This window comes from Actinospica acidithermotolerans (genome assembly GCF_018139625.1).
GTDB lineage: Bacteria > Actinomycetota > Actinomycetes > Streptomycetales > Catenulisporaceae > Actinospica > Actinospica acidithermotolerans.
This window is the reverse complement of sequence record NZ_JAGSOH010000133.1, coordinates 1-18,017: the sequence shown is the minus strand read 5'-3', so window position 1 is coordinate 18,017 and position 18,017 is coordinate 1. Positions and strand designations below refer to the sequence as shown.

Here is an 18,017-nt window from a genome sequence, read left to right as displayed (position 1 = left end):
GATCAGGGCCTTGACGCCGTGCAGGACCTTGTGGCCGACACCCCCGCGCTCGGCCACAAGGTCCTGCACGGCGTCAAGGCCCTGATCAACGAGCGGGGGCTGATCCTCGAAGAGATCTCGCGCAAGACCGGGCGAGCGGTGCGCCGCTGGTCGAGCGCGTACGGGCCGATCGTGCTGCTCGCGATCGAGGAACTGGCCGAGCTCACCCGCGCCATCCCCGGCGGAGCCAAGATCCTCGAGTCGATCCTGCAGCTCGGCCGATACGTCGGGGTGTGCGTGATCTCCGGCACCCAGGTCCCGAGCGCGAAGGTGTTCGGCGGGGACACCGACCCGCGCCAGCAGTACGCGGTGCGCATCGGGCTGCGCTCGACCGAGTCGACCGTCATCAACTCCGTGTTCGGGCCCGGCGCGCAGGGACGCGGCTGGCTGCTCAACGAGCTCGTCCACAAGGGCAAGTTCATGATCGAGGCGGTCGGGCACGAACGCCCACGGGTCTACCGCGCCTTCCAGCTCGACGACGAGGACGGGGCCTCCCGGATGATCCCCGACGCCGTCGCGCGCGCCGTCGCGGACGGCGCCATCCTGGACTTCGCGGCCGCCGACCCGCGCTCGTGCGCCGCGTTCCGCGCCGGTGCCGAGGAGCGCTACCACTCCCGCGATTCCGACCTGCTCTGGCGCCTGTTCAGCGAGGAGTTCCCGGACGGGTGGGCCCCGGTCGGCGAGCAGGGCGCGCAGGGCGAGCCGGCCGCGGCGGCCGCGGGGACTCAGGGCGGCTGGTCCGTGCCGCGCCCGCCCGACCCGGCACCCGGCCCGCGCTACCCGGGCGGCGACCTGGTCCCCGAGCACCTGCGGCAGCTGTGGCTCGCACTGCTCGCTCGGCGCGAGGCCGAGATCGGCCAGCTCGCAGACCTCGGCTTCCCCGGGCTCGCCAGCCGCGAACCGGTCCGCAAGGCGCTCGAGCGCTGGAGGGCGGCCGGATACCTCACCGCCGGCAAGCCGCCCGGCGCCCGCTCACGCCGCTACCGCGTGCACGACAGCGTCTACGGCCCGCAGAACGGCCCGGACCAGGGAAGGCAGGGCTGATGGCCCCGTGGATCTGGCGGCGCATCACCTCGGCCCCGCGCCGCGCCGCCCGCCGGGCCTGGCGCAGGACCCTGACGGCCGCCCGGCGTCGGCTGCATCGACACGAGCTCGCGCGCCGCCGCCTGGCGGCCGCGGCGATACCCCGGGCCGGCGCGACCACCGCGGCCGGACGTCGCGGTGCGGCCAGCGGCGTCGCCCCGGTGAGCCGCATCGAACCGGTCACCGGTCTGTGCGAGAACCGGCAGGCGGCGCCGGATTGGTCGCGGTCGGCGTCGTCCTCGGGCTGCCCGTGCGCGGGGACCGGGCGGATCCCGCTGAAGAATCCTGCGACCGGGCGGTTGGAGGGCTCACGCTCGTGCCCCCGCCACGGGCAAGGCGCGCGCGGGCGGGAAATGTTCAGCGCCCGCGGCGCCGTCATCGAAGGCGGCTGGAGCGGGCTGCGCTCCTGGGCCGCCGAGCGCCAGGCCCGGTGGGACCGGATCACCGACCCGGACGCCGCCGAACGCTACAACCTGCCCCGCAAGCAGCGCCGCGCCCACCGCGCCGTCCACCGGCGCAGGGACCGCCGGCTGCTCGGACCGATCACCGCGTGCCGGGCCCCGCTCTGCGACCACGGATACGTCGACCGGCACCGCGCCGACCGCGAACGCGAGGCGTGGGCGAGGCAGCAGTTCGCGGCCGCCGCAGCCGCACACGCCGCCGCCGGCCGGACGCTCTCGCCGCGCCGGGCCCGGAAACTGGCCCGCCGGCTGGCCCGGCGCGCCGAACGCCGCTTTCCCCACCTGCAGTGCGGGGCGTGCGCCGGGCTCGGCTACGTCCCCACGCAATAGCCGCGCCCACCCGACGTACTGCCTGGGCGACGCCGGTGACCAGCAGCTCGCCATCTTATTGCTACAACGCAAGTACTATTGCTATACTGGTCAACGCGGCGGGTTCGCCGCCTTCCACCGCGGACGCGCTTGCCACCGCGCCCGCCACTTCCAGCAGACAGGGCATCAGGACAATGCAGAGAACCCTCAACGGCGCCGCCGCGCTCGGCGCACGGCGGGACCGGAGCCTTCACGGGCAACTGGTGGACGCGCTCGGAACGCTGATCGTGGCTGCGCCGACCGACCCGAGCCCGCTCGATCCCGAGCAGATCGCCGCCGAGCACCACGTCTCGCGCACCGTGGTCCGCGAGACGCTGCGCACGCTGGCGGCCAAGGGCATGGTCCAGGCCCGGCCGAACTCCGGCACCCGCATCCGACCGATCGCCGAATGGAACCTGCTGGACCCGCAGGTGATCGGCTGGAGAGCCGCGGGGCCGGAGGCCCGAGGCCAGGCCCGCGATCTGGCGCAGATCAGCGCCGCGCTCGAGCCCTTGACCGCCCGCCTGGCGGCCGAGCGGACGGCGGACATCGACCCGCGCACCCGCGAGCGCCTCGCGGAGTCGGCCGCGCTCATGACCGACGCGGCGAAGGCCGCGGACCCGGAGCGCTTCGCCGAGGCTGACATCCAGTTCCACACGCTGCTCGCGGGCGCGAGCGGCAACCCCGCCCTCGAATACCTCGCCGGACTGCTCCACGCGCAGTTGAAGGATCACGGGATCGCGCTGTGCCCGGCAGAGACGGACAGCGCCGCCGCCCACGCCGCCCTCGCCCAGGACGTCCTGGACGGGGAGGCGAAGTACGCCGAGTCCATCGCGCGCGACACGATCGCCGCGCACCGCGCGGTCCCGGGCCAGCGCCGAAACGGTAGCGTGCACACCGCCGGCGACGAGGCAGGAGAGAAGTGATCCACGAGGACGGCCAGCAGGACCAGGTGCGCGGCGCCGAACGTCTCGGCGACGGAGTGCAGGGTGGGAGCGCCGCGCTCGGCGCCCTCGGAGACCTCGACGTCTACGACGCGTCGGTCCCCGAGGTGCGGGTGCTGGCCGAGCGCTGCTTCGACTGCATCCTGCGCAGCGGCCGGGAGCGGCTCGCGATCGATCCGGCGCACATCCGCGAGCGCATCGCCACGGTGCGCGCGAAGGGCGGGCACATCGTGTGCCACAACACCTACCCGCCGCTCTCGGCCGAGACCGGCCGCGCGGCGGTGTGCCGGGGCTTCTTCGACGCCTACGGTTCGGAGAACACCGCGTTCAGGCTCGCGGTCGGATTCGGGATCGTCACCGAGGTCGCGCCGCCGGACCCCGCGCTCCTGCCGCCGCGCGCGGTCGGAGCCGACCGGAGGCGAGGCGGCGGGCAGTGGGCGTGACCGAACTGGCGCTGTTCACCTGTTACCTGTGCGCCCAGCGGGCCGCGGCGTGCCCGAACTGCGTCACCGCGATCACGATCGATCCCCTCACGGGCCTTCCGCTCGACATCGTGAGCGACGGACAGGGCGGATTCGTCCGGATCGAGGTCGCCGCGATCTCGGCCGCGGCGCGGGCGCGCGCCGTGCAGCGCTGCCTGTGCGATGCGTGTGCCACCGGGCCGTTCGGCCAGCCCGAGGCCTCCGCGGACCGCCACGGACGTCTGTCCTACCAGGGCGGGTGCCAGCCCGCCCGCGGGTTCTGACCGCAGCCGCCGGGCCGTCACGGCGTCAGTAATCTCCCTTTCTGACCCACTCGAAGGCCTCCGCCGCCAGGCTCGCGGCCGCCTCCGCCCGATCGAGCGGATCGGCACCGGGGAACTGGTCGGTCAGGACGTCCTCCGGCTCGTAGGAACCGTTGATGTACTGGTAGCCACCGTCCCGTGAGTCGTAGGGCACGTGCTCGGCGGGGTTCTCGAACTCACCGCGAAACCAGTCGATCATGGCGTCGAGCGAGGCGTAGCCCTCGCCGGTCAGCAGTTCGACGGTCTCGAACAGTGAGTCGACGACGGCGCGCGGGACGTCGGTCACCTGGACGTGTGCGACTTGGTTGCGCAGGTCGGAAGCTTCGGACAGGGCCTCGTAGTGGCGGGGAGAGATCACGCCGAGGCTCTCGGCCTCGGTCAGCCTGCCTCGCACAGAGCCGAGCCCGTACGCCTCCTCCCGCCCCAAGGCGGGGGCGAGGAGGTACTCGACCGCGGCCTCGGCGGCCGCGAACGCGAGCAGGAGCGCCGCAGGGAGGCTGACCTCGGCGACCCGGCGCGCGTCGGCCAGGACCTGTCGGGCCTTGTCGCGGGCGAGCACGCGCGGCCGCTCGCGCCCGAGCCAGACAAGTTCGATCCTCCAGTTCTTGTGCCGGGGGATCAGGCTCGTGAGCTCCTTGAGCGCCGCGTCGCCCTGCTTGGAGCCTGCGCCGGCCCGCCGCACCTCGAAGAGCACCACCTCCTCGCCCTTGACCGCGACGTAGTCGGGGACGAACCCGTGCAGGAAGTCGCGAATCTCCGCCGGCGCGCCCTCGCGCAGGACCTCGTACCCGTCGGCGCGGTACTGGGCCAGGACGGACTGCAGCTCGTTCTCAAGGGTCGACGATTCGCTGGTCACGGGAGGACCTCCGTGTTCGGTGGTTCCTCGACGCGGATGTGCACGAACGGGCCCTGGGAGAGGAAACCCTCGGCCAGGGCCGCGGTCAGGCCGCTGAGGCGGAATGCGCCCGCGAGGTCCCGCACGCTGCTGGTCACGTCGTGGACGCGTTTGTCGTCATCGTAGACGATCCCGATCAGCGCGTCCTGGATCGGTTTGATCATGTTGTCGACGTCGAGCGGCGCCTCGTTGTGGAAGAACGTGATCTTCACCATGACGGGAGAGGTGCGCGGCGGGTCGCTGGTCGGCCACAGGGCTCTCGCGGCGGCGTTCACATCGCTCTTCCAGCGGCGGCGCCTGTTCGGCGAGCCCTGGAGGGATGCGGGCACGCCGAGGACGCAGACATCCCATGGAAGGCTCGGCACGCGCTCAGTTTACTGATGATCGCCGTCGGCGGGCACACGCCTCGGATTCAGCCGGATGAACCCGACGCTTCGCTGTCAGATTTACTGGGTCGCGCTTCGACCCCGGGCTCGCAGGGCGAGGTGCCGGCCCGCGCGGCGGGTCCGGCACGTGCCGGTCTAGAAGGTGCGCGTCCGGCCGCGGCCGCCGAGCACCGGGGCGCGGCGCCGCGTCGCGGCGGGCGGTGTGTAGTCGCAACGGTTGCCGCAGGCCTCGGCCATCGCGTCGAACCGCTCGACGTCCTCGGCCGCCCACGGGCCTTCGTAGGTGGTCGGGTTGCCCTCTGCGTCCTCGTACGCCTCGCACGCCTCGTCTTCGGTGGGGTATCCGGTGCCGGCGAACCAGAACCGTGTCTCGTCGTACTCGACGTCCCACTCGGGGTTGAACTCCTCCCCGTTGTTGTAAGGCCCTTCGGTCAGGGTCTCGAACTCGTAGGCTCCCATGCTCCAGGTGCCCTCGGCCGTCTCCCACGCCACGACCCTGCGATACAGGCTCATCCCGTCTCTCCCTGGTCTCTTTCCTTCGGTGGATGCCGGTCAGTCGGCTTCGCCGAGCGCGCACAGCACGGTGCTCGGGACGGATCGCCCCACGCGGATCTCGGTGTTCTCGCCCCGGCGCGCGACGTGCCATCCCTCGTCGTCCTCGCCCGAGCCCCAGGTGATCTCACGGTCGCCGTCCGGACTGGTCAGCGCACCCCACAGCAGCTGATCGTGTGAGCACTCTTGACTGTGGGTCCAGCCGCGCGCGGTCAGGATGATGATCATCTCGCTCTCGCCCACCGGGTACTCGTTGTCGGCGATCGCCGCCGTCGCGGCCTTCGCGATCGCCCCGATCGTGCGGGCCGAGAGCCACGGCGAACTCGCCCGCCAGGACGTGAACGAGCGGTGACCCCACGGGCCCGCGTCCTCGCGCGGGACGCACAGCGTCACGGCGCACGCGCGCCCGTGGCCCTCGACGCGGACCTCCAGCCGACCCTCCGGGGCCTTGAGGGTGGTCGCGCTCAGACCCTTGATGAGCTCGGAGTCCTCGCGGCGCAGCCTGCTCCAGCCCGCGTCCTCCAGCTCGCCGATCAGCATGGTCGGCGCGGGCGGGTTCGAAATCGGCATGTCATGCTCCTGGATCGCCTTGGACTACGGGACGTCGGCGGACGCCGATCGGCCGCGAGAGGGTGCAGTGCGGGCTTGGCTGAAGATCTGCGCCCCACCCGACCGTTATTGCTATAATGACAGTCATATTGCTATAACGCAACACTGTCCGGGCTGTGCGGTAGGCCGGCCCGCCGTCGAGAGGCAGGCACATGTCCGACGTCGAGATCGAATACACCCCGGAGCAGGACTGGCTCTCCGACGCCGGCAAGGAGTCCGTCGTCTGGGTCCGCAAGGAGCCGCGCGGCGGCGCGATGACCGTCACCGAGGTCGGCATGCGCAACGAGGCCGGAGGCCAGTTCACCCGGCTGCCCGCGCAGATGGCGGATCTGCGCCTGCTCTGCGACGCCCCGGGCGGCGGCTACTTCCTCGAGGTGCTCTGGATCGCGCAGGGCCGTGAGCGCATGACGCAGGTCTGGTGCAGCCCGAATCCGGCCGGCACCAGCGAGCGCCGCGTCGACGAGTACCTCGCCGCCCGCTTCCTCGGCGGGCCCCGCCACGTGCGCGAGATCACCGTCGTGCGCACGCTTCGCCGCGAGCCGTGACGACCGCGCTCCTCCGAAACGTCAGGGACCGCGCCAGGTTGTGGATCGGGGCCGCCCGGGCCGCGGTGGGCTGACGGTGCGCGGGATGTCGCCGACGGCCCGGGCGCGGCCCCTAGACCCGGTGAAGCACCCTCGACCGGAAGGAAGCCGATGACCGCGCTCGCGCCCGCCGCCCGCCGCCCACTCACCGCCGTTCAGCAGATCGCGCAGGTCCCCTGCCTGCCCACGCTCGCCCTCCGCGCGCGGTGAGGGCCGCGCGGCGCCGACGAGGCGGTGATGTCCGAGCGGTGCTCGGTCCGGTCGGCTACGACGGCGCCGGCCCGTTCGTCGTGCTCGACTCCGCCCGCGGCGTATTCCGGGTGCGCCCGGCCGGACCGGGCGTCGCCCTGGTCGGCTACCACCTCGCACTGCTCGGCCTCGGCGGCCTCGATCCCGCCGCGCGCGCGGCCGCGCTCGCCGCGCACCTCGACGCGGCGCTGCAGGCCGCCGCTCACGACCCCGCCGACCGGGCGGTTCTGGCCGGCGCGCTCACCCCGCTGCGCCGACGCCTGGTCGACCTCGCCGACTCCTACGCCGAGACCGATCCGCACTGTCCGCCGCCGCTTTCGCCCGGGAGGCCCCAGCCGTGATCTACCCACCCCCCGCGACCGCCGCTGGAACTCGAACCCGAGGACGGGCCGACGACCGCGCTCCCGGCGATCGGGCGTTTCGCCCCCGGCGCCGGCGTCGGAGGGGGCGGCTCTCCCGGGGCCGCGTGATCGCCGGCTATCGCGTCGTGCGCCTCACCGCCGCTCAGCAGGCCGGCGCGGCCTGCCTGGCCTGTGGGAGGGTGTTCGGCGCCTTCGACACCCCCCGGCGCGTCCGCCACCGGCCAGGCGCCCGCCGGTGCGCTCCGGTCTGCGTCCTGGACACCGTGGCCGCGACGGCGCGCCTGTTCCGCGCGCTCGTGCCGTCGGCGCACCTGCGCATCCTGCCTGCGTCGCCGCGTCCGCACGTCGCGGCCGCGCGAGTGCTGGTGCTGGTCGACGACCGGCTCGTGGTCACTCCGGCAATCCCGGCGGCGAGCGCCGCGGCGGTGGCGGCACAGGCTCGGCGCCTTGGGCTCAGAGCCCTGATCGAACCCGCTTACCCGTTCCGGCAGTCGTCCCCCTGACAGGCCGTCGATGCCGGTCGGCGCCTACCGACGCGGGAGGGGGCCGATCCGGAGCGTTCACAGGTCGGCCCCCGGCGCTACCCGCAGGCAGCGCGCGGCGTCCAGGGGGGGTTGGACGCCGTCATCAACATTAGGATACGCCCGATCCCGTTGCCAGGTGGCGTATTCGGGCAGGTTGCCGCCGCATCGCACGGCCGCGGCGCGAACGCGGGTCCACTCCGGAAGGGTCAGACGTACTGCGCCGCGGGCGGGAGCGCGCCCGCGTACACGGCATAGGCGCAGGCGAGGACCGCGACTTCTCCCGGCGCCGGGGGGTGCGGATGCTGACGGCCGGCCTGCCGGCGGCGCACGGCGATGCGGGCGGCGGTGTCCGGGTCCGTGGCGCGCACGAGCTCGGTCCACGGGGGTAGAGCGGCGCCGGGGCAGAAGCTCCAGGTGCCGATGACCGTCCACCAGCGCGGATGCTCGTCGCTGCGCGCGATCCGCGCAATGCGCAGCGCCTCCAGGTCCAGGCTGTAGCGGCCGCCGTCGACGTCGCGGAAGCGGGTGTAGGGCTCCCACGCGTGCTCCCAGCCCCCGAGGTTCTCCACCAGGTTGGCGAGTTCGCGCTCGCGCCCGGCCGCGATCTCGGCCTCCTCGAGCGCTTCGAGCGAGTCGGCCTCCCGCGGTCGCTGCAGGTGCGCGTTCGCGCTCCACCCGACCGGCTCGTAGTTCCAGACCGAGTCGACCTCGACGAACAGCACCTTCGCCGTCGGCTCGCAGCGCAGCACGAGTGCGGCGATCCGACGCAGGGACCGTTCGAGCAGCAGGCGCTCGACCTCCAACTGCGCGTCGTCGAGCTGCTCGATCTCCTCTGCGCCGGGCGCCGGCCCGGCCCCGGTTTCCACGGGCCAGGATGCCGCGGAGTCCTTGCGTCCACTGCCTTCGCCCTGCACCTGCATGTCAGACACCATCCATTCGTGTGTCGCTCGGCGCCGCGGGCCCTCGGGGAGAGCGAAGCGTCGCGGGTGTTCGGCTCAGGTCGTCGGCTTCTCGAACCGCAGCACCACGGCGTCGTCGAGTGGGAAGACCCTGATCGCGTCGTCGTACGGCTCCCACTCGGCCGTGCGCTCGCCGCGCAGTTCCGCCACGTCGGCGTTGATCGCCTGCTGCAGCTGGTTCCATGCCCCGCCCAGCGGCCCGGTGGGGACGCGGTACTCGACGTATTCGACGACGCGTTCGGTCCGCGACCACTCAGCCACGGCAGCATCCGGTCCCGGTGGATGCGAGCACAGCGCCGGGTTCGTCGTCGTCCGGTGGCTCCCGGCCTGCGGGCGCGCTCGCGTACCCGCAGTCGAGGCACACTCCGCGCAGCAGCGGCGCGCCGGGGAGGTAGCCGTCCTCGAACACGGCCAGTTCGTACACGGCCATGGTCGGCCCGAAGTCTCCGGCACACCTCGGACAGGTCATACGCCCTGCCTCGTCGATGCTTGCGGCGCCGATGTGCCGTGAAACGCGCGCGGGGAGATTGTCCATGCTCGTAGTCGCTCCGCTCCCGGCCAGACAGGCCGCGGCGCCGTGCGCCACGGCCTGTCTGGCCGCCGAGAAGGTGGTTTGGGCGGGGGCCGCCCCCGGGGTCCTCGTCAGGAGGTCGTGCCTTGATATCCGGTCGGGTCGTTCATCAGGTCCACCAGCGTTCTGCAGTGCGCTGCGGCCAGGCGCAGTGCGCTGCCGCTGGCGCCGAGCGGGTTGGACAGGATCTGGCCGAGGGTGGCTTGGAGCTCTGCGATCCACTCCGCGCTCAGTCCGCGCTGGGCCCGGGCCGCCTCGGTCGTGGCGTGCTTGATCAGGACTCTGACCGCGTCGACGGGCAGCGCCTCGTCATCGATTGCCGCCGCGGCGCAGCTGGCCCAGCCGCCCACGGCCTCGCGCAGCGCGGCCCGGGCCTGTGTCCGTTCGTGCGCCCAGACTCCCGGAGCCGTGGGAAAGGCCTGCTCCGCATCCGGGTCGGCCGCGTGCGCCTGCTCGAGGGCGTGGACGGTCGCGTTGAGCGCGGTGGTCAGCGCGTCGCGGCGGGCGGCGGTGTCGTAGCAGCCCACGCCCCGGTAGGGGCGGTGCCCGGCTGCGAATCGCGGATCCTTCTCGAGGGTCGGGGCGCTTGGGTTCATATCTGTGTCCTTGCTCGCCGGGGCGGCCTGTCGCCGCCGCTGGAACCATTATAGCAACCGGCCTTGTTTTATAGAAATAAGGGGATCGCGGTTCTCACACCCAAGCACGGACGGGGGCGGCCACGTCCCGCGCCGAAGCCCTGCGCGATCCGGTGGAACAGCCCGCCGATTCGGGGGCGGCGACCGCCGGCGAGGCTTCGGGCGGTCAGGCGGCGGGGTCCTGGGGATGCTCCACGAGTTCGGCCTCAGGAAGCCCGGAGCCGTCCACCAGCGTGTCCGCGAACACCGCCAGGTCCACCGGTTCCCCCGGCCTGTACATGCGTGACTCGGTCTCTCCGCGGTTGGCCTCGTCCTGCTCCGGGTCGTCCGGGCGGGGGGTGTAGACGGAGGCGATGATCCACTCATCGCCGGGCATCAGGGTGAGGATGTCCTGGCCGTCGTCGGTGCTCATGCCTACTTCGAGCATTCGGGCGGGCAGGCGGTAGAAGACGGGGTCGGTCGGGTCCATGGAGGCGCTCCTTGGCGTGGGGGTTTGTGCGGGGTTTCGGGGACGGGTGGTGCGAGGGCGGCCGCAGACCGGTCGCGGCGGTTCATCCGGCGTCCCCGGCGGCAGTCGGTCGCGGGCGCCCGGGGGTTCGGTCTCGCACGGGCCGGCTGCGCGGGCGCCGGGGGCGCAGCCGGTGCAGGTCGCGGCCGTCGACTCCGCGCAACTCCGGGGGAAGCCACAGCGTGACCTTGTCGCGGTCGGCGACGGTGTTGAACAGGTACGGCTCCCTCCAGGGCCCGTCCGGCCTGACAAGGATGTCGACGCCCTCGCTCGCCATGCGCGCGTCCCGGCACGCCGCGCACAGCCGCTCGCCCCGATACGCGGTCAGCCCGTCGTAGGCCCGGCCCTTGTACTCGTACGCCGTCCCCGGATTCGCGCACGCGGTGCACTTCGAGTAGGCGGGCACGGGAACGAGTGCGCCGGCCGGGTCGAGACGGAACCGGTACGCGCAAGCCTCGAGCGCCGCCTGCAGCCGGCCGAGATCCTCGTGCCCGGCGGGCACGAACTCGTATCGGCCGGGGTCCGGGTGGTGCTGACCGTATGCGGCGCGGGCGGCCGCCTCGGTGGCGAAGCCTTCGCACGCCCAGCGGAAACCGGTCAGGTCGTACTCGACCTCCGGCGCGCCGTCGCCGAAATCCAGATCGAAGGCGTGCGCTCCGGCGCTCCACGTATCCTCGCACCCGCGCCAGACGACGACGGGGCTGATCGGCCCGGCCATCGGCTCTCACCTCGTTCCTCTCCTCGTTGGTTTCAAGCGGCGCCGCCCGGCGCCCGAGAGGTTTCGGGCGCCGGGCGGCGGGTTGTGCCGGTGCGCGGATCACTGCCCGAAGCGGTGGCGGGAGCGCTCGTCGGGGTTGGAGAACGGCAGTGTGTCGGCTTTCTCCATCCGGCCCGGCAGCACCGCGCACACCAGGAGCTTCGCGTGGTGCTCGTCGGTGGCCACCCGGGCGCTCGCGGCCCCCTCCGCGGCCAGGGCGGAGGTCGCCATCTCGTGGCCGATGAACCGCTGCCCGCCGGTGCGCTGGTTCCACCCCGCGTCCAGACGCCGGGTGGAGAGAATCAGCCCGTAGACCGTGAACTCACCCGTGGTCGGCAGTTCGTCCACCCCCTCGAACTCGATCTCCTCGTTGCGCGGGTCCTGCGGGTCGAGGTACCGGGTGTAGGCGGCGTCGACCGGGTGGAACTCCCCGCGCAGCGTCGCCGCCGCCCAGAACACGGCGTTCTCCTTGGCCGCCCTGCGCTGCATCAGCAGCTCGGCGTGCACGGCGGAATCGGCCTCGTCGAAGCGGCCGTAGCGCTGCCCGTTGTCCTCCCAGTACCCGAAGACCGTGTAGAGCTCGGGCATCTCAGCACGACCCGTTCGAGCCGCTGCCGCTCTTCGTGGTGGGCTTGACGGTGGTGCCGGTGCGGGCGTTGCCGCCGCCGTGCGTCGTGGCCGTGGTCCCGCCGGACTTGTCGCTGAGCACGGTCATCCCGAGCGAGCACCCGCGCGCGTTGCCGCCGCCGTGCACAGCCGCGCTGCCCGAGGTCCCGGTGCCGAACTTCAGCTTCGAGGTCCCGGTGACCGTCGAGCCGTTCGACCCCTTGTACACGGCCTTGCGCGAGAGGGCGCTGATCTGCGTCGAGTAGCGATGCGAGAAGGTCGCCTCGTAGGAGGTGTAGCGCGTGCGCGAGCCGGAGGGCACGTACACGAGGTACGCGGAGGAGTCGTAGTAGCCCCAGTACTCCTCGAGGTAGGCGGCCGGGATCAGCGTCGGGATCGATCCGGCGGGGCACAGCCCCGCGGTCACCAGGTCCGCGACCTCCCCCCGGTCCAGGACGTAGTAGCAGTCGAACCCGCCGGTCACCCTCACCCCGAAGGAAGCGGGCTGGTAGCTCACGGCCGCGCCCTGGCCCGAGGAGCCGTCCGAGCTACAGGCCGAGCTCGCCGTGAGGGCGAGCAGAGCGAGGGCGCCGGTGCCGAGCGCGCGGCGTGCGGTGGTACCGATGTGAATCAAAGGTCTCCCCAATCCTTAGATGTAACAGAGTGTATAGATGAGCCGGAATGCGTGCCCCGCGCGGCGACGTGGCAGCCGTGGCGGTGGAACCAATATAGCAACATGACTTGCGTTATAGCAATAGTGGGACGGGTGCCCGCGCTGCCGCCCCCTTACGGCTGCGGGCGGCGCGCGAGTGCGTGGAGGATGCGGGCCCTGACCCGCAGGAGGAGAACGACGCGGCGGCGCGGGCCGGTGATCTCGGCCAGGCGCGCGTGCAGCGCGAGCGCGTCCAGGGCCCGCCACTGCGGATCGAGCCGGTCCAAGACGGCCTCAATGAAGCCGGCGGGGTCATGCACCGCCAGGTGCACGACGGTGGCCAGCACGGTGGCGCGCTCGCCGTCCTCGGGAGCGAGCACCTCCCGGAGCGCGGTGGTGTGCCTGCGATCCAGCCCCGTAACGCGCAGGGCTGCGACGTGGACGGCGCACCCGGCCGGCGGCGGCTGCCGGCCCGCGCCCGGCTCGCCTGCCCGTTCAGCCGCGTCCACCGGCGGGCCAGCCTCCCAGGGTCGAGGACGCCGGGCCGTTGCCCGTTCCGGTGCGGGCGCGGGCGGCCGCGTAGGCCTCGCCGTCCCACGGCAGGTGCCCGGCCTCGACGCGCACGGTGCGCAGTGCGTCGGCGCGACCGCATGCGAAGCAGTACAGGATCGGCACAGGGGCCTTGTCCCAGGTCGCGGATTCGCGACCGTGCTCGCGTGGGCCTCCGCACCACGGGCACGCCGCGCTCAGCGTCATCTCCGAGGCCGACCCGGGTGAGTCCGGGACCTGCATCGCGCGGATCCGCGTGGCGGCGACGGCGCCGTTGACGGCAGCGAGGCAGGCGAGCGCGGCGATGAGCCGGTCGGCGTCCACCGGGCCCTCGTACCGGTGGGTGATGAGCCGGTTGAGGAAGTCGCGGTGAAAAGGCCCGAGCGCTACGCCGTCGTCGAGGTCTGCGTTCTCCAGGACGTCGCGCACGAAGTCGATCGCGAGCTCGTGGTCCGCGCAGCGCGCGGCCTCCAGCGCGCAGTACAGCGTCCAGCATTCGCCCGCAGGCAGCGGGCGGTACGGGTGTTCGGTGGTGTGATCGGACATGGCGGAGTCAGGGCCCTTCGTGGTGGGGTGGCGGCGCGGCCGGGACGGCTCTGCGGCTCACGCGGCCGCGCACGCGCAGCCCGCTTGGGCAGTTCGCGGGGGCTCAGTAGTCGGCTGCGATCCGGGTGCGGTGGCGTGCCGCCCACGTGCCGTTCTCGGCGCTGTACAGGTCGATCGCGCGCGGGGCCGGATCGAGGACGTAGAGGTATCCCGTCACGGTGGGCCGGTCGGTCAGCAGCATCCGCGCGGGGCCCCGGCCCGCGTCCTGCGCGCGCCGGTCGCGTTCGCCGACGCCGGCGACCGCCACCGCGGTGAGCGGGGTCTGCGAGGCTGGATACGCCCCGACCATCTCGTCGTCGAGCCGGGTCCAGTGGCTCGACATCAAGATCCGGTTGGCGCGGTGGATCTGGCCGGCGCAGGTAGCCATGAGGATCTCGGCGAGGACGCCGATGGTGGGCTCGGGGCCGGGGTCTTCGAGCACTTCGCGCCATGCGAGGGTCGCGCGGGTGCGGCTGGCGAATGCGATCAGCGAGATCGCCCCCGGCCGCGCCGGGTAGGGCGCGGCCGGGTCGGCGGCGTCAGGGGGCAACGGGCTCGCCCCCGGTGTCCAAGAGTTGGAAGTCGTGCGCCTCTCCCCCGCCGGTGAGCCACGCGCGACGGTGCTCGGGGCGGGTGACCTCGAACATCTCGCGCGCGACCGCGATCGCCTGGTCCGCGCCGACGCGCCCGACGGGCACCGGGTAGGTGCACGTCACGGTGAAGGCGACCAGGAACGGGCCGGTGGGGCGCCGGGAGGGCGCTCGGCGTTTGCGGGACATGTCCTTTTGCTCCTCGGGATCGTGTCTGCGCGGCGTGGTGGTGTCAGGACCCGGTCTCGGGGCGCGCCTGGGACTGTTCGGCGCGGAGGGCGATGGCGACCGCGCACCGGTGGATGCGCTCGCGCAGTTCGAGCGCCGCCTCCTCGGCCTGTTCGACGGACTCGTCCGCGCTCTCGACCAGGGCCAGCTCCGCTGCGGACATCAGCAGCATTGCGGCGGCGGTCACGTCCGGCAGGAGGATGCCGAGGCTGAGGTCGTAGAAGGCCCCGGCGAGGAAGTGGAGTACGGCGAGCCGGGCGGCGGGATCGGTGATGCACCACTCGATCCCGGAGGCGAGCGCGGTGTGGGCGAAGGCGCCGGGGAAGCTCTCGTCGCCGCTGGCCCGGGCCACGCCCAGAGCGAGCCCTGCGGCCCGGCCTGCGAGGTGGAAGGGGTTGAGCTCCGCTTCCGCGACGTCGCCGCTGCCCGGGCGCGCAGTCGCGGGGTCGGGCACGAGCGCCTCGATCGCGGTGATCAGGCGGGAGGCTGCGCCGGGACGGCTGGAAGGTCGGTCCTCGGCCTCGGCGCTCGGGGTTGTGGTGGGCATGGGCGTGCACCTCTCGTGTGACGTGGTCGGGGAAGATCTCGGGGGCGCTCGTGCTCCCCGGGGGCGTTCAGGGCTGCGCGGCAGCCAGTCGGGCCCGCGAATGCGGGGTGGTGGCGTGGCCGCGCAGCCTGTCCGGAGTCGGGTGGACCGCCCCGCACGGGACCAATATAGCAATACAACTTGCGTTGTAGCAATAAAGGCCCGGTGCGGAACGTTCTGAGGTCCGCCCGGCGTGCCGCTTGAGTTAGCGCACCGATCGCGGCCCGGGTGGAGCGGCGCAGCCTTAAGCGCCCTGGACCTCGTGCAGGTCGCGGCTGAGCCAGGTGAGAAACCGGATCGCCGCGCCTTGGGACAGGCGCGCCGTGACGATTCCGTCGACGAGTTCCTCGGCGAGGCCCTCGGCCGGCGCGCACGGATCCCGGCGCCACCGGGCCACCAGTGCCAGCAGCGTTCCGGCGGCCGGCCCTGCGGCGTTGAGGGCGAGCCCGAGGGCGACGGCGTCGGCGTCGAGCTCCAGGCCGAGCATGATCTGCTGCGCCGCCAGGGCGCCGGTCACCTGTTCGAGCACGGCAGGCGGAACGAGCCGGTTGAACTCTGCGATCGCGCGGCGGGCGGCGGCGACCCGCGTGGCGTGCTCATCGAGCACCTGGTGCGCCGCAGTGCGCAGTGCGCCGTCCTCGATCTGGTCGAGGTCCGTGATGGTCAGCGGCGGGCCTCCCGAGAAGCCGAGGGCGAAGGAGATGTGCTCCTTCTCGCCCTGCGGGTTGAGCAGGGTCAGCACCGCTGCGTTCGCCGGGAAGGTGACGTGGATGCTCCAGCCCCCTTCTAGTCCGGCGCGCGGCCGCGGGGTCGGGGCTGCGGCCGATTCGGTCGAGGGAATCTGCATGAGTGCAAAGGTCCTTCCGTGTGGGGTTTCGGGGCGCGCGTGGTGCGCGGCACGGTGCGGGGGCCGGATCAGGCCGCGAGGTCGAGGTCCTCGAGTTCCTGCGGGCTGCGGAATCCGAGCAGCGCAAGCAGTTCCTCGAGCGGGGGGTAGTCGGGCTCGCGCCGGGCGCGGGTGGCGTTGACGCGCTGGCCGGTGACGGATTCGAAGAGCGTGGCGAAACTGGGGCGCTCCTTGTCGTGCACGACGGCCGGCACGGCCGTGAGCGTGTGCTCCGCGGCGGGGTAGGCGGCATCGCGCGCCCGGAAGACCAGGCGGGCGACCCCGTGCGGCTCGCGTTCGAGCACCGCGCCGCGCGGGGCCGAGCGTGCGGCGATCTTCTCGAGGTCGGCGAGGACGCGGGCCCGCGGGCCCGGCTCGCCGCGCCGGCGCACCGACCTGGCCGCGGCGCCTTTGGCCTGCGGGTTTCCGTTTTTGGCGCGGATCACGCGGCGCACCTCGACCAGGACCCAGGGAACCTGCTCGAGTTGGGCCTCGAACAGGGCGATCGCCTCGGCGAGTTCCTTGCGGTGCTTGTAGGCGGTGGCCAGCGCCGAGCGCGGGTGGTGGAGGTTCGCGGTCTTGTTCACGCAGCGCGCGACGAACTCGAGCATCAGCGCCCGCGCCCCAGCCGCCGGCTCCGCGCGCCAGGACGCGAGCAGCTCCTCCAAGCCCGCCAGCGACCCGGAGAACGGGCAGTAGCTGCACGCCGAGCGCCCGGGATCCGAGCCCACGCATTCGCGAAGGTGCACCTCGGCCCGGCCGCGATCCCAACCCCAGGACAGCAAGGGGTGGGCAGGGTGGCGCAGTGCGGTGGCGTGGGCGCGGTCCCGATCGGCCCGCGTCCGCTCGTGCGCTCCGAAGCCGAGAAGGTGCGCGAAGGGCCGCGAGCCGAACTCGTCGGCGATGAAGCGGTCGAGCACCCAGTGCTTGGCTTTATCAGAGCACGAACGTCTAGTACTGGACACGCTCGGGACGGTGGCGGCCTCGATCAGCTCGCGGTAGAGCGACCAGCGGGCCCGGTCGCGGTGCAGGCGGGTCGGGGTCCGGGTGTCGTCCAGGATAAGGTAGCCGTCCTTCGCCTTGCCCGAGGCGCGCGCGAGCTGAACCGTGCGGATGCGGTGGCGCGCGAGGATCGGGAAGACGATCTTCTCGAGGTACCGCTGCGTGCGCGCGTACTCGTCCAGCGGGCCGACCACCGCGATCAGCACGACGAGCTGTTCGAGCCGGAACCAGCGCGAGCCGACGTCCAGGATCAGACGCAGCAGCAGGCTGGTCGAGTCCACCCCCATCCCGTACGACAAGATCACGAACGCGTCCGGGGGCAGGTCGGGGACGCCGGCCTCGGCGCGCGCCGAGGCGAAGTGCTTCACGCTGCTTACTCCCACCAGGTCTCTTCGGCCGGCACGGGCGCCGGCTCACAGTTCTGTTCGTCCTCGCGGCAGATGGGCCACTCGGTGCGCCGGCTGCGCAGCCGGGTCGGGCGGTGCCAGCGCACCGGGACCTTGGCCTCGGCCAGGATCGGAAGGTCCTCGACGCTACGGGTGATGTAGGCGAGCAGGTCATCGCGCGCCTCGTCCGGGCGCACCGACGCCCAGGCCGCGTACCGGCCGCGCTCGACGGCGACGGTCAGCCCGATCCGCAGCCTCATCCGGCCGCGGCGCTGCACGCGCGGGACCGCGCCCGGGCGGGTGCGCGCGCTGCGGTGGTAGCGGCGGTCGGCCTCCGTGTTGACCAGCCCGGCGAAGTCGGGAATCGAGGAGGTGATGTACGCCGTCGCATCCCAGCGCACCCGCTCGCACGCGATCCCCGCGGCATCGGCGTAGCGCTCGACATCGATGTCGCAGGTGAACTCGAACCGCGCCTTCACCGCCCCGCCGCCCCGCCCGGGGCCGGCCCGTCGGGTTCGGCCGGCAGCATCGCGAGGACCGCGGCGGCGATCTGCCCGGCCGTGGCCGACTCCGCCAGCGCGATCGCGATCTCGCCCCCTGCCGGCGCGGCCGCGCGCACGCGCATGCTCCTGCTGGCGAACTCGGCCTCGATCCGCACCGTCCCGTCCGGCGCTTCCAGAAGCCACCGCCCCACTCC

General features: G+C 72.9%; 28 protein-coding genes and 1 pseudogene. 8 read left to right on the top strand and 21 right to left on the bottom strand.

The genetic code is table 11. The features are described 5' to 3' along the window. The 5 genes from KDK95_RS29470 to KDK95_RS29450 all read left to right on the top strand — a co-directional run. Positions 1-1,083 (top strand): hypothetical protein (locus KDK95_RS29470; protein ID WP_212521594.1); only part of this gene is annotated, 1,083 nt, incomplete at its 5' end. Continuing rightward, entirely contained in the window at positions 1,083-1,913 is an 831-nt protein-coding gene (locus KDK95_RS29465; protein ID WP_212521593.1) for a hypothetical protein, read from the top strand. The genes KDK95_RS29470 and KDK95_RS29465, both read left to right, overlap by 1 nt. A 173-nt stretch (positions 1,914-2,086) precedes the next feature. Beyond that, positions 2,087-2,857: a FadR/GntR family transcriptional regulator gene (locus tag KDK95_RS29460; RefSeq protein ID WP_212521592.1), complete on the top strand. Its 771-nt coding sequence runs from the start codon at positions 2,087-2,089 to the stop codon at positions 2,855-2,857. Next, a complete protein-coding gene (locus KDK95_RS29455; protein WP_212521591.1) occupies positions 2,854-3,318 on the top strand; it encodes a hypothetical protein in 465 nt (154 codons plus the stop codon). Before KDK95_RS29460 ends, KDK95_RS29455 begins: the two co-directional genes overlap by 4 nt. Continuing rightward, positions 3,309-3,620: a hypothetical protein gene (locus KDK95_RS29450; protein ID WP_212521590.1), complete on the top strand. Its 312-nt coding sequence runs from the start codon at positions 3,309-3,311 to the stop codon at positions 3,618-3,620. Before KDK95_RS29455 ends, KDK95_RS29450 begins: the two co-directional genes overlap by 10 nt. Before the next feature lie 25 nt (positions 3,621-3,645). On the opposite strand, the gene KDK95_RS29445 is transcribed toward KDK95_RS29450, so the two are convergent. The 4 genes from KDK95_RS29445 to KDK95_RS29430 form a co-directional block, all read right to left on the bottom strand. Continuing rightward, on the bottom strand, positions 3,646-4,515 hold the full coding sequence (locus KDK95_RS29445) for a hypothetical protein (protein ID WP_212521589.1): 870 nt from the start codon (positions 4,513-4,515) through the stop codon (positions 3,646-3,648). Continuing rightward, positions 4,512-4,919: a RusA family crossover junction endodeoxyribonuclease gene (locus KDK95_RS29440; RefSeq protein WP_212521588.1), complete on the bottom strand. Its 408-nt coding sequence runs from the start codon at positions 4,917-4,919 to the stop codon at positions 4,512-4,514. Before KDK95_RS29440 ends, KDK95_RS29445 begins: the two co-directional genes overlap by 4 nt. A 156-nt stretch (positions 4,920-5,075) precedes the next feature. Further along, entirely contained in the window at positions 5,076-5,453 is a 378-nt protein-coding gene (locus KDK95_RS29435) for a hypothetical protein (RefSeq protein WP_212521587.1), read from the bottom strand. Positions 5,454-5,492: 39 nt separating this feature from the next. Beyond that, positions 5,493-6,062 carry a hypothetical protein gene (locus tag KDK95_RS29430; RefSeq protein WP_212521586.1) on the bottom strand — a complete coding sequence of 190 codons (570 nt, stop codon included), beginning with the start codon at positions 6,060-6,062 and terminating at the stop codon, positions 5,493-5,495. Between the two features lie 191 nt (positions 6,063-6,253). On the opposite strand from KDK95_RS29430, the gene KDK95_RS29425 reads away from it, so the two are divergent. The 3 genes from KDK95_RS29425 (at position 6,254) to KDK95_RS29415 (ending at position 7,799) form a co-directional block, all read left to right on the top strand. Next, the gene (locus KDK95_RS29425) at positions 6,254-6,646 is read left to right on the top strand and encodes a hypothetical protein (RefSeq protein WP_212521585.1); all 393 of its coding nucleotides are present in this window, start codon (positions 6,254-6,256) and stop codon (positions 6,644-6,646) included. 287 nt (positions 6,647-6,933) lie between these two features. After that, entirely contained in the window at positions 6,934-7,275 is a 342-nt protein-coding gene (locus KDK95_RS29420) for a hypothetical protein (RefSeq protein WP_212521584.1), read from the top strand. A gap of 125 nt (positions 7,276-7,400) precedes the next feature. Then, on the top strand, positions 7,401-7,799 hold the full coding sequence (locus tag KDK95_RS29415) for a hypothetical protein (protein WP_212521583.1): 399 nt from the start codon (positions 7,401-7,403) through the stop codon (positions 7,797-7,799). A gap of 227 nt (positions 7,800-8,026) precedes the next feature. Here the strand turns inward: KDK95_RS29415 and KDK95_RS29410 are convergent, their stop codons facing one another. From KDK95_RS29410 to KDK95_RS29330, 17 genes and pseudogenes are all read right to left on the bottom strand, one after another. After that, the gene (locus KDK95_RS29410; RefSeq protein ID WP_212521582.1) at positions 8,027-8,752 is read right to left on the bottom strand and encodes a hypothetical protein; all 726 of its coding nucleotides are present in this window, start codon (positions 8,750-8,752) and stop codon (positions 8,027-8,029) included. 63 nt (positions 8,753-8,815) lie between these two features. Then, positions 8,816-9,040: a hypothetical protein gene (locus KDK95_RS29405; protein WP_212521581.1), complete on the bottom strand. Its 225-nt coding sequence runs from the start codon at positions 9,038-9,040 to the stop codon at positions 8,816-8,818. After that, entirely contained in the window at positions 9,033-9,209 is a 177-nt protein-coding gene (locus tag KDK95_RS29400) for a hypothetical protein (protein WP_212521580.1), read from the bottom strand. Before KDK95_RS29400 ends, KDK95_RS29405 begins: the two co-directional genes overlap by 8 nt. Positions 9,210-9,421: 212 nt before the next feature. Beyond that, positions 9,422-9,946: a hypothetical protein gene (locus KDK95_RS29395; protein WP_212521579.1), complete on the bottom strand. Its 525-nt coding sequence runs from the start codon at positions 9,944-9,946 to the stop codon at positions 9,422-9,424. Positions 9,947-10,151: 205 nt separating this feature from the next. After that, entirely contained in the window at positions 10,152-10,454 is a 303-nt protein-coding gene (locus tag KDK95_RS29390) for a hypothetical protein (RefSeq protein ID WP_212521578.1), read from the bottom strand. 82 nt (positions 10,455-10,536) lie between these two features. Further along, positions 10,537-11,211: a hypothetical protein gene (locus tag KDK95_RS29385; RefSeq protein ID WP_212521577.1), complete on the bottom strand. Its 675-nt coding sequence runs from the start codon at positions 11,209-11,211 to the stop codon at positions 10,537-10,539. Between the two features lie 99 nt (positions 11,212-11,310). Continuing rightward, positions 11,311-11,838: a hypothetical protein gene (locus KDK95_RS29380; protein WP_212521576.1), complete on the bottom strand. Its 528-nt coding sequence runs from the start codon at positions 11,836-11,838 to the stop codon at positions 11,311-11,313. A 1-nt stretch (position 11,839) separates the two neighbouring features. Then, the gene (locus KDK95_RS29375; protein ID WP_212521575.1) at positions 11,840-12,490 is read right to left on the bottom strand and encodes a hypothetical protein; all 651 of its coding nucleotides are present in this window, start codon (positions 12,488-12,490) and stop codon (positions 11,840-11,842) included. Between the two features lie 152 nt (positions 12,491-12,642). After that, the gene (locus KDK95_RS29370) at positions 12,643-13,017 is read right to left on the bottom strand and encodes a hypothetical protein (protein WP_212521574.1); all 375 of its coding nucleotides are present in this window, start codon (positions 13,015-13,017) and stop codon (positions 12,643-12,645) included. Beyond that, the gene (locus tag KDK95_RS29365) at positions 13,004-13,603 is read right to left on the bottom strand and encodes a hypothetical protein (RefSeq protein WP_212521573.1); all 600 of its coding nucleotides are present in this window, start codon (positions 13,601-13,603) and stop codon (positions 13,004-13,006) included. The genes KDK95_RS29370 and KDK95_RS29365 overlap by 14 nt, the downstream gene beginning before the upstream one ends. Positions 13,604-13,706: 103 nt before the next feature. Beyond that, positions 13,707-14,192: a hypothetical protein gene (locus KDK95_RS29360; RefSeq protein ID WP_212521572.1), complete on the bottom strand. Its 486-nt coding sequence runs from the start codon at positions 14,190-14,192 to the stop codon at positions 13,707-13,709. After that, on the bottom strand, positions 14,182-14,421 hold the full coding sequence (locus KDK95_RS29355) for a hypothetical protein (protein ID WP_212521571.1): 240 nt from the start codon (positions 14,419-14,421) through the stop codon (positions 14,182-14,184). The genes KDK95_RS29360 and KDK95_RS29355 overlap by 11 nt, the downstream gene beginning before the upstream one ends. A 43-nt stretch (positions 14,422-14,464) precedes the next feature. Next, positions 14,465-15,007, bottom strand: a complete 543-nt coding sequence (locus KDK95_RS29350) for a hypothetical protein (RefSeq protein WP_212521570.1) — start codon at positions 15,005-15,007, stop codon at positions 14,465-14,467. Positions 15,008-15,290: 283 nt separating this feature from the next. Further along, positions 15,291-15,893 (bottom strand): hypothetical protein, encoded by a 603-nt coding sequence (locus KDK95_RS29345; protein WP_212521569.1) that lies wholly within the window; start codon positions 15,891-15,893, stop codon positions 15,291-15,293. A 68-nt stretch (positions 15,894-15,961) separates the two neighbouring features. Continuing rightward, the gene (locus KDK95_RS29340; protein WP_212521568.1) at positions 15,962-17,302 is read right to left on the bottom strand and encodes a hypothetical protein; all 1,341 of its coding nucleotides are present in this window, start codon (positions 17,300-17,302) and stop codon (positions 15,962-15,964) included. Between the two features lie 5 nt (positions 17,303-17,307). After that, on the bottom strand, positions 17,308-17,799 hold the full coding sequence (locus tag KDK95_RS29335) for a hypothetical protein (protein ID WP_212521567.1): 492 nt from the start codon (positions 17,797-17,799) through the stop codon (positions 17,308-17,310). Then, positions 17,796-18,017 (bottom strand): annotated as a pseudogene (locus KDK95_RS29330) (hypothetical protein); the annotation flags it as partial. The gene KDK95_RS29335 and the pseudogene KDK95_RS29330, both read right to left, overlap by 4 nt.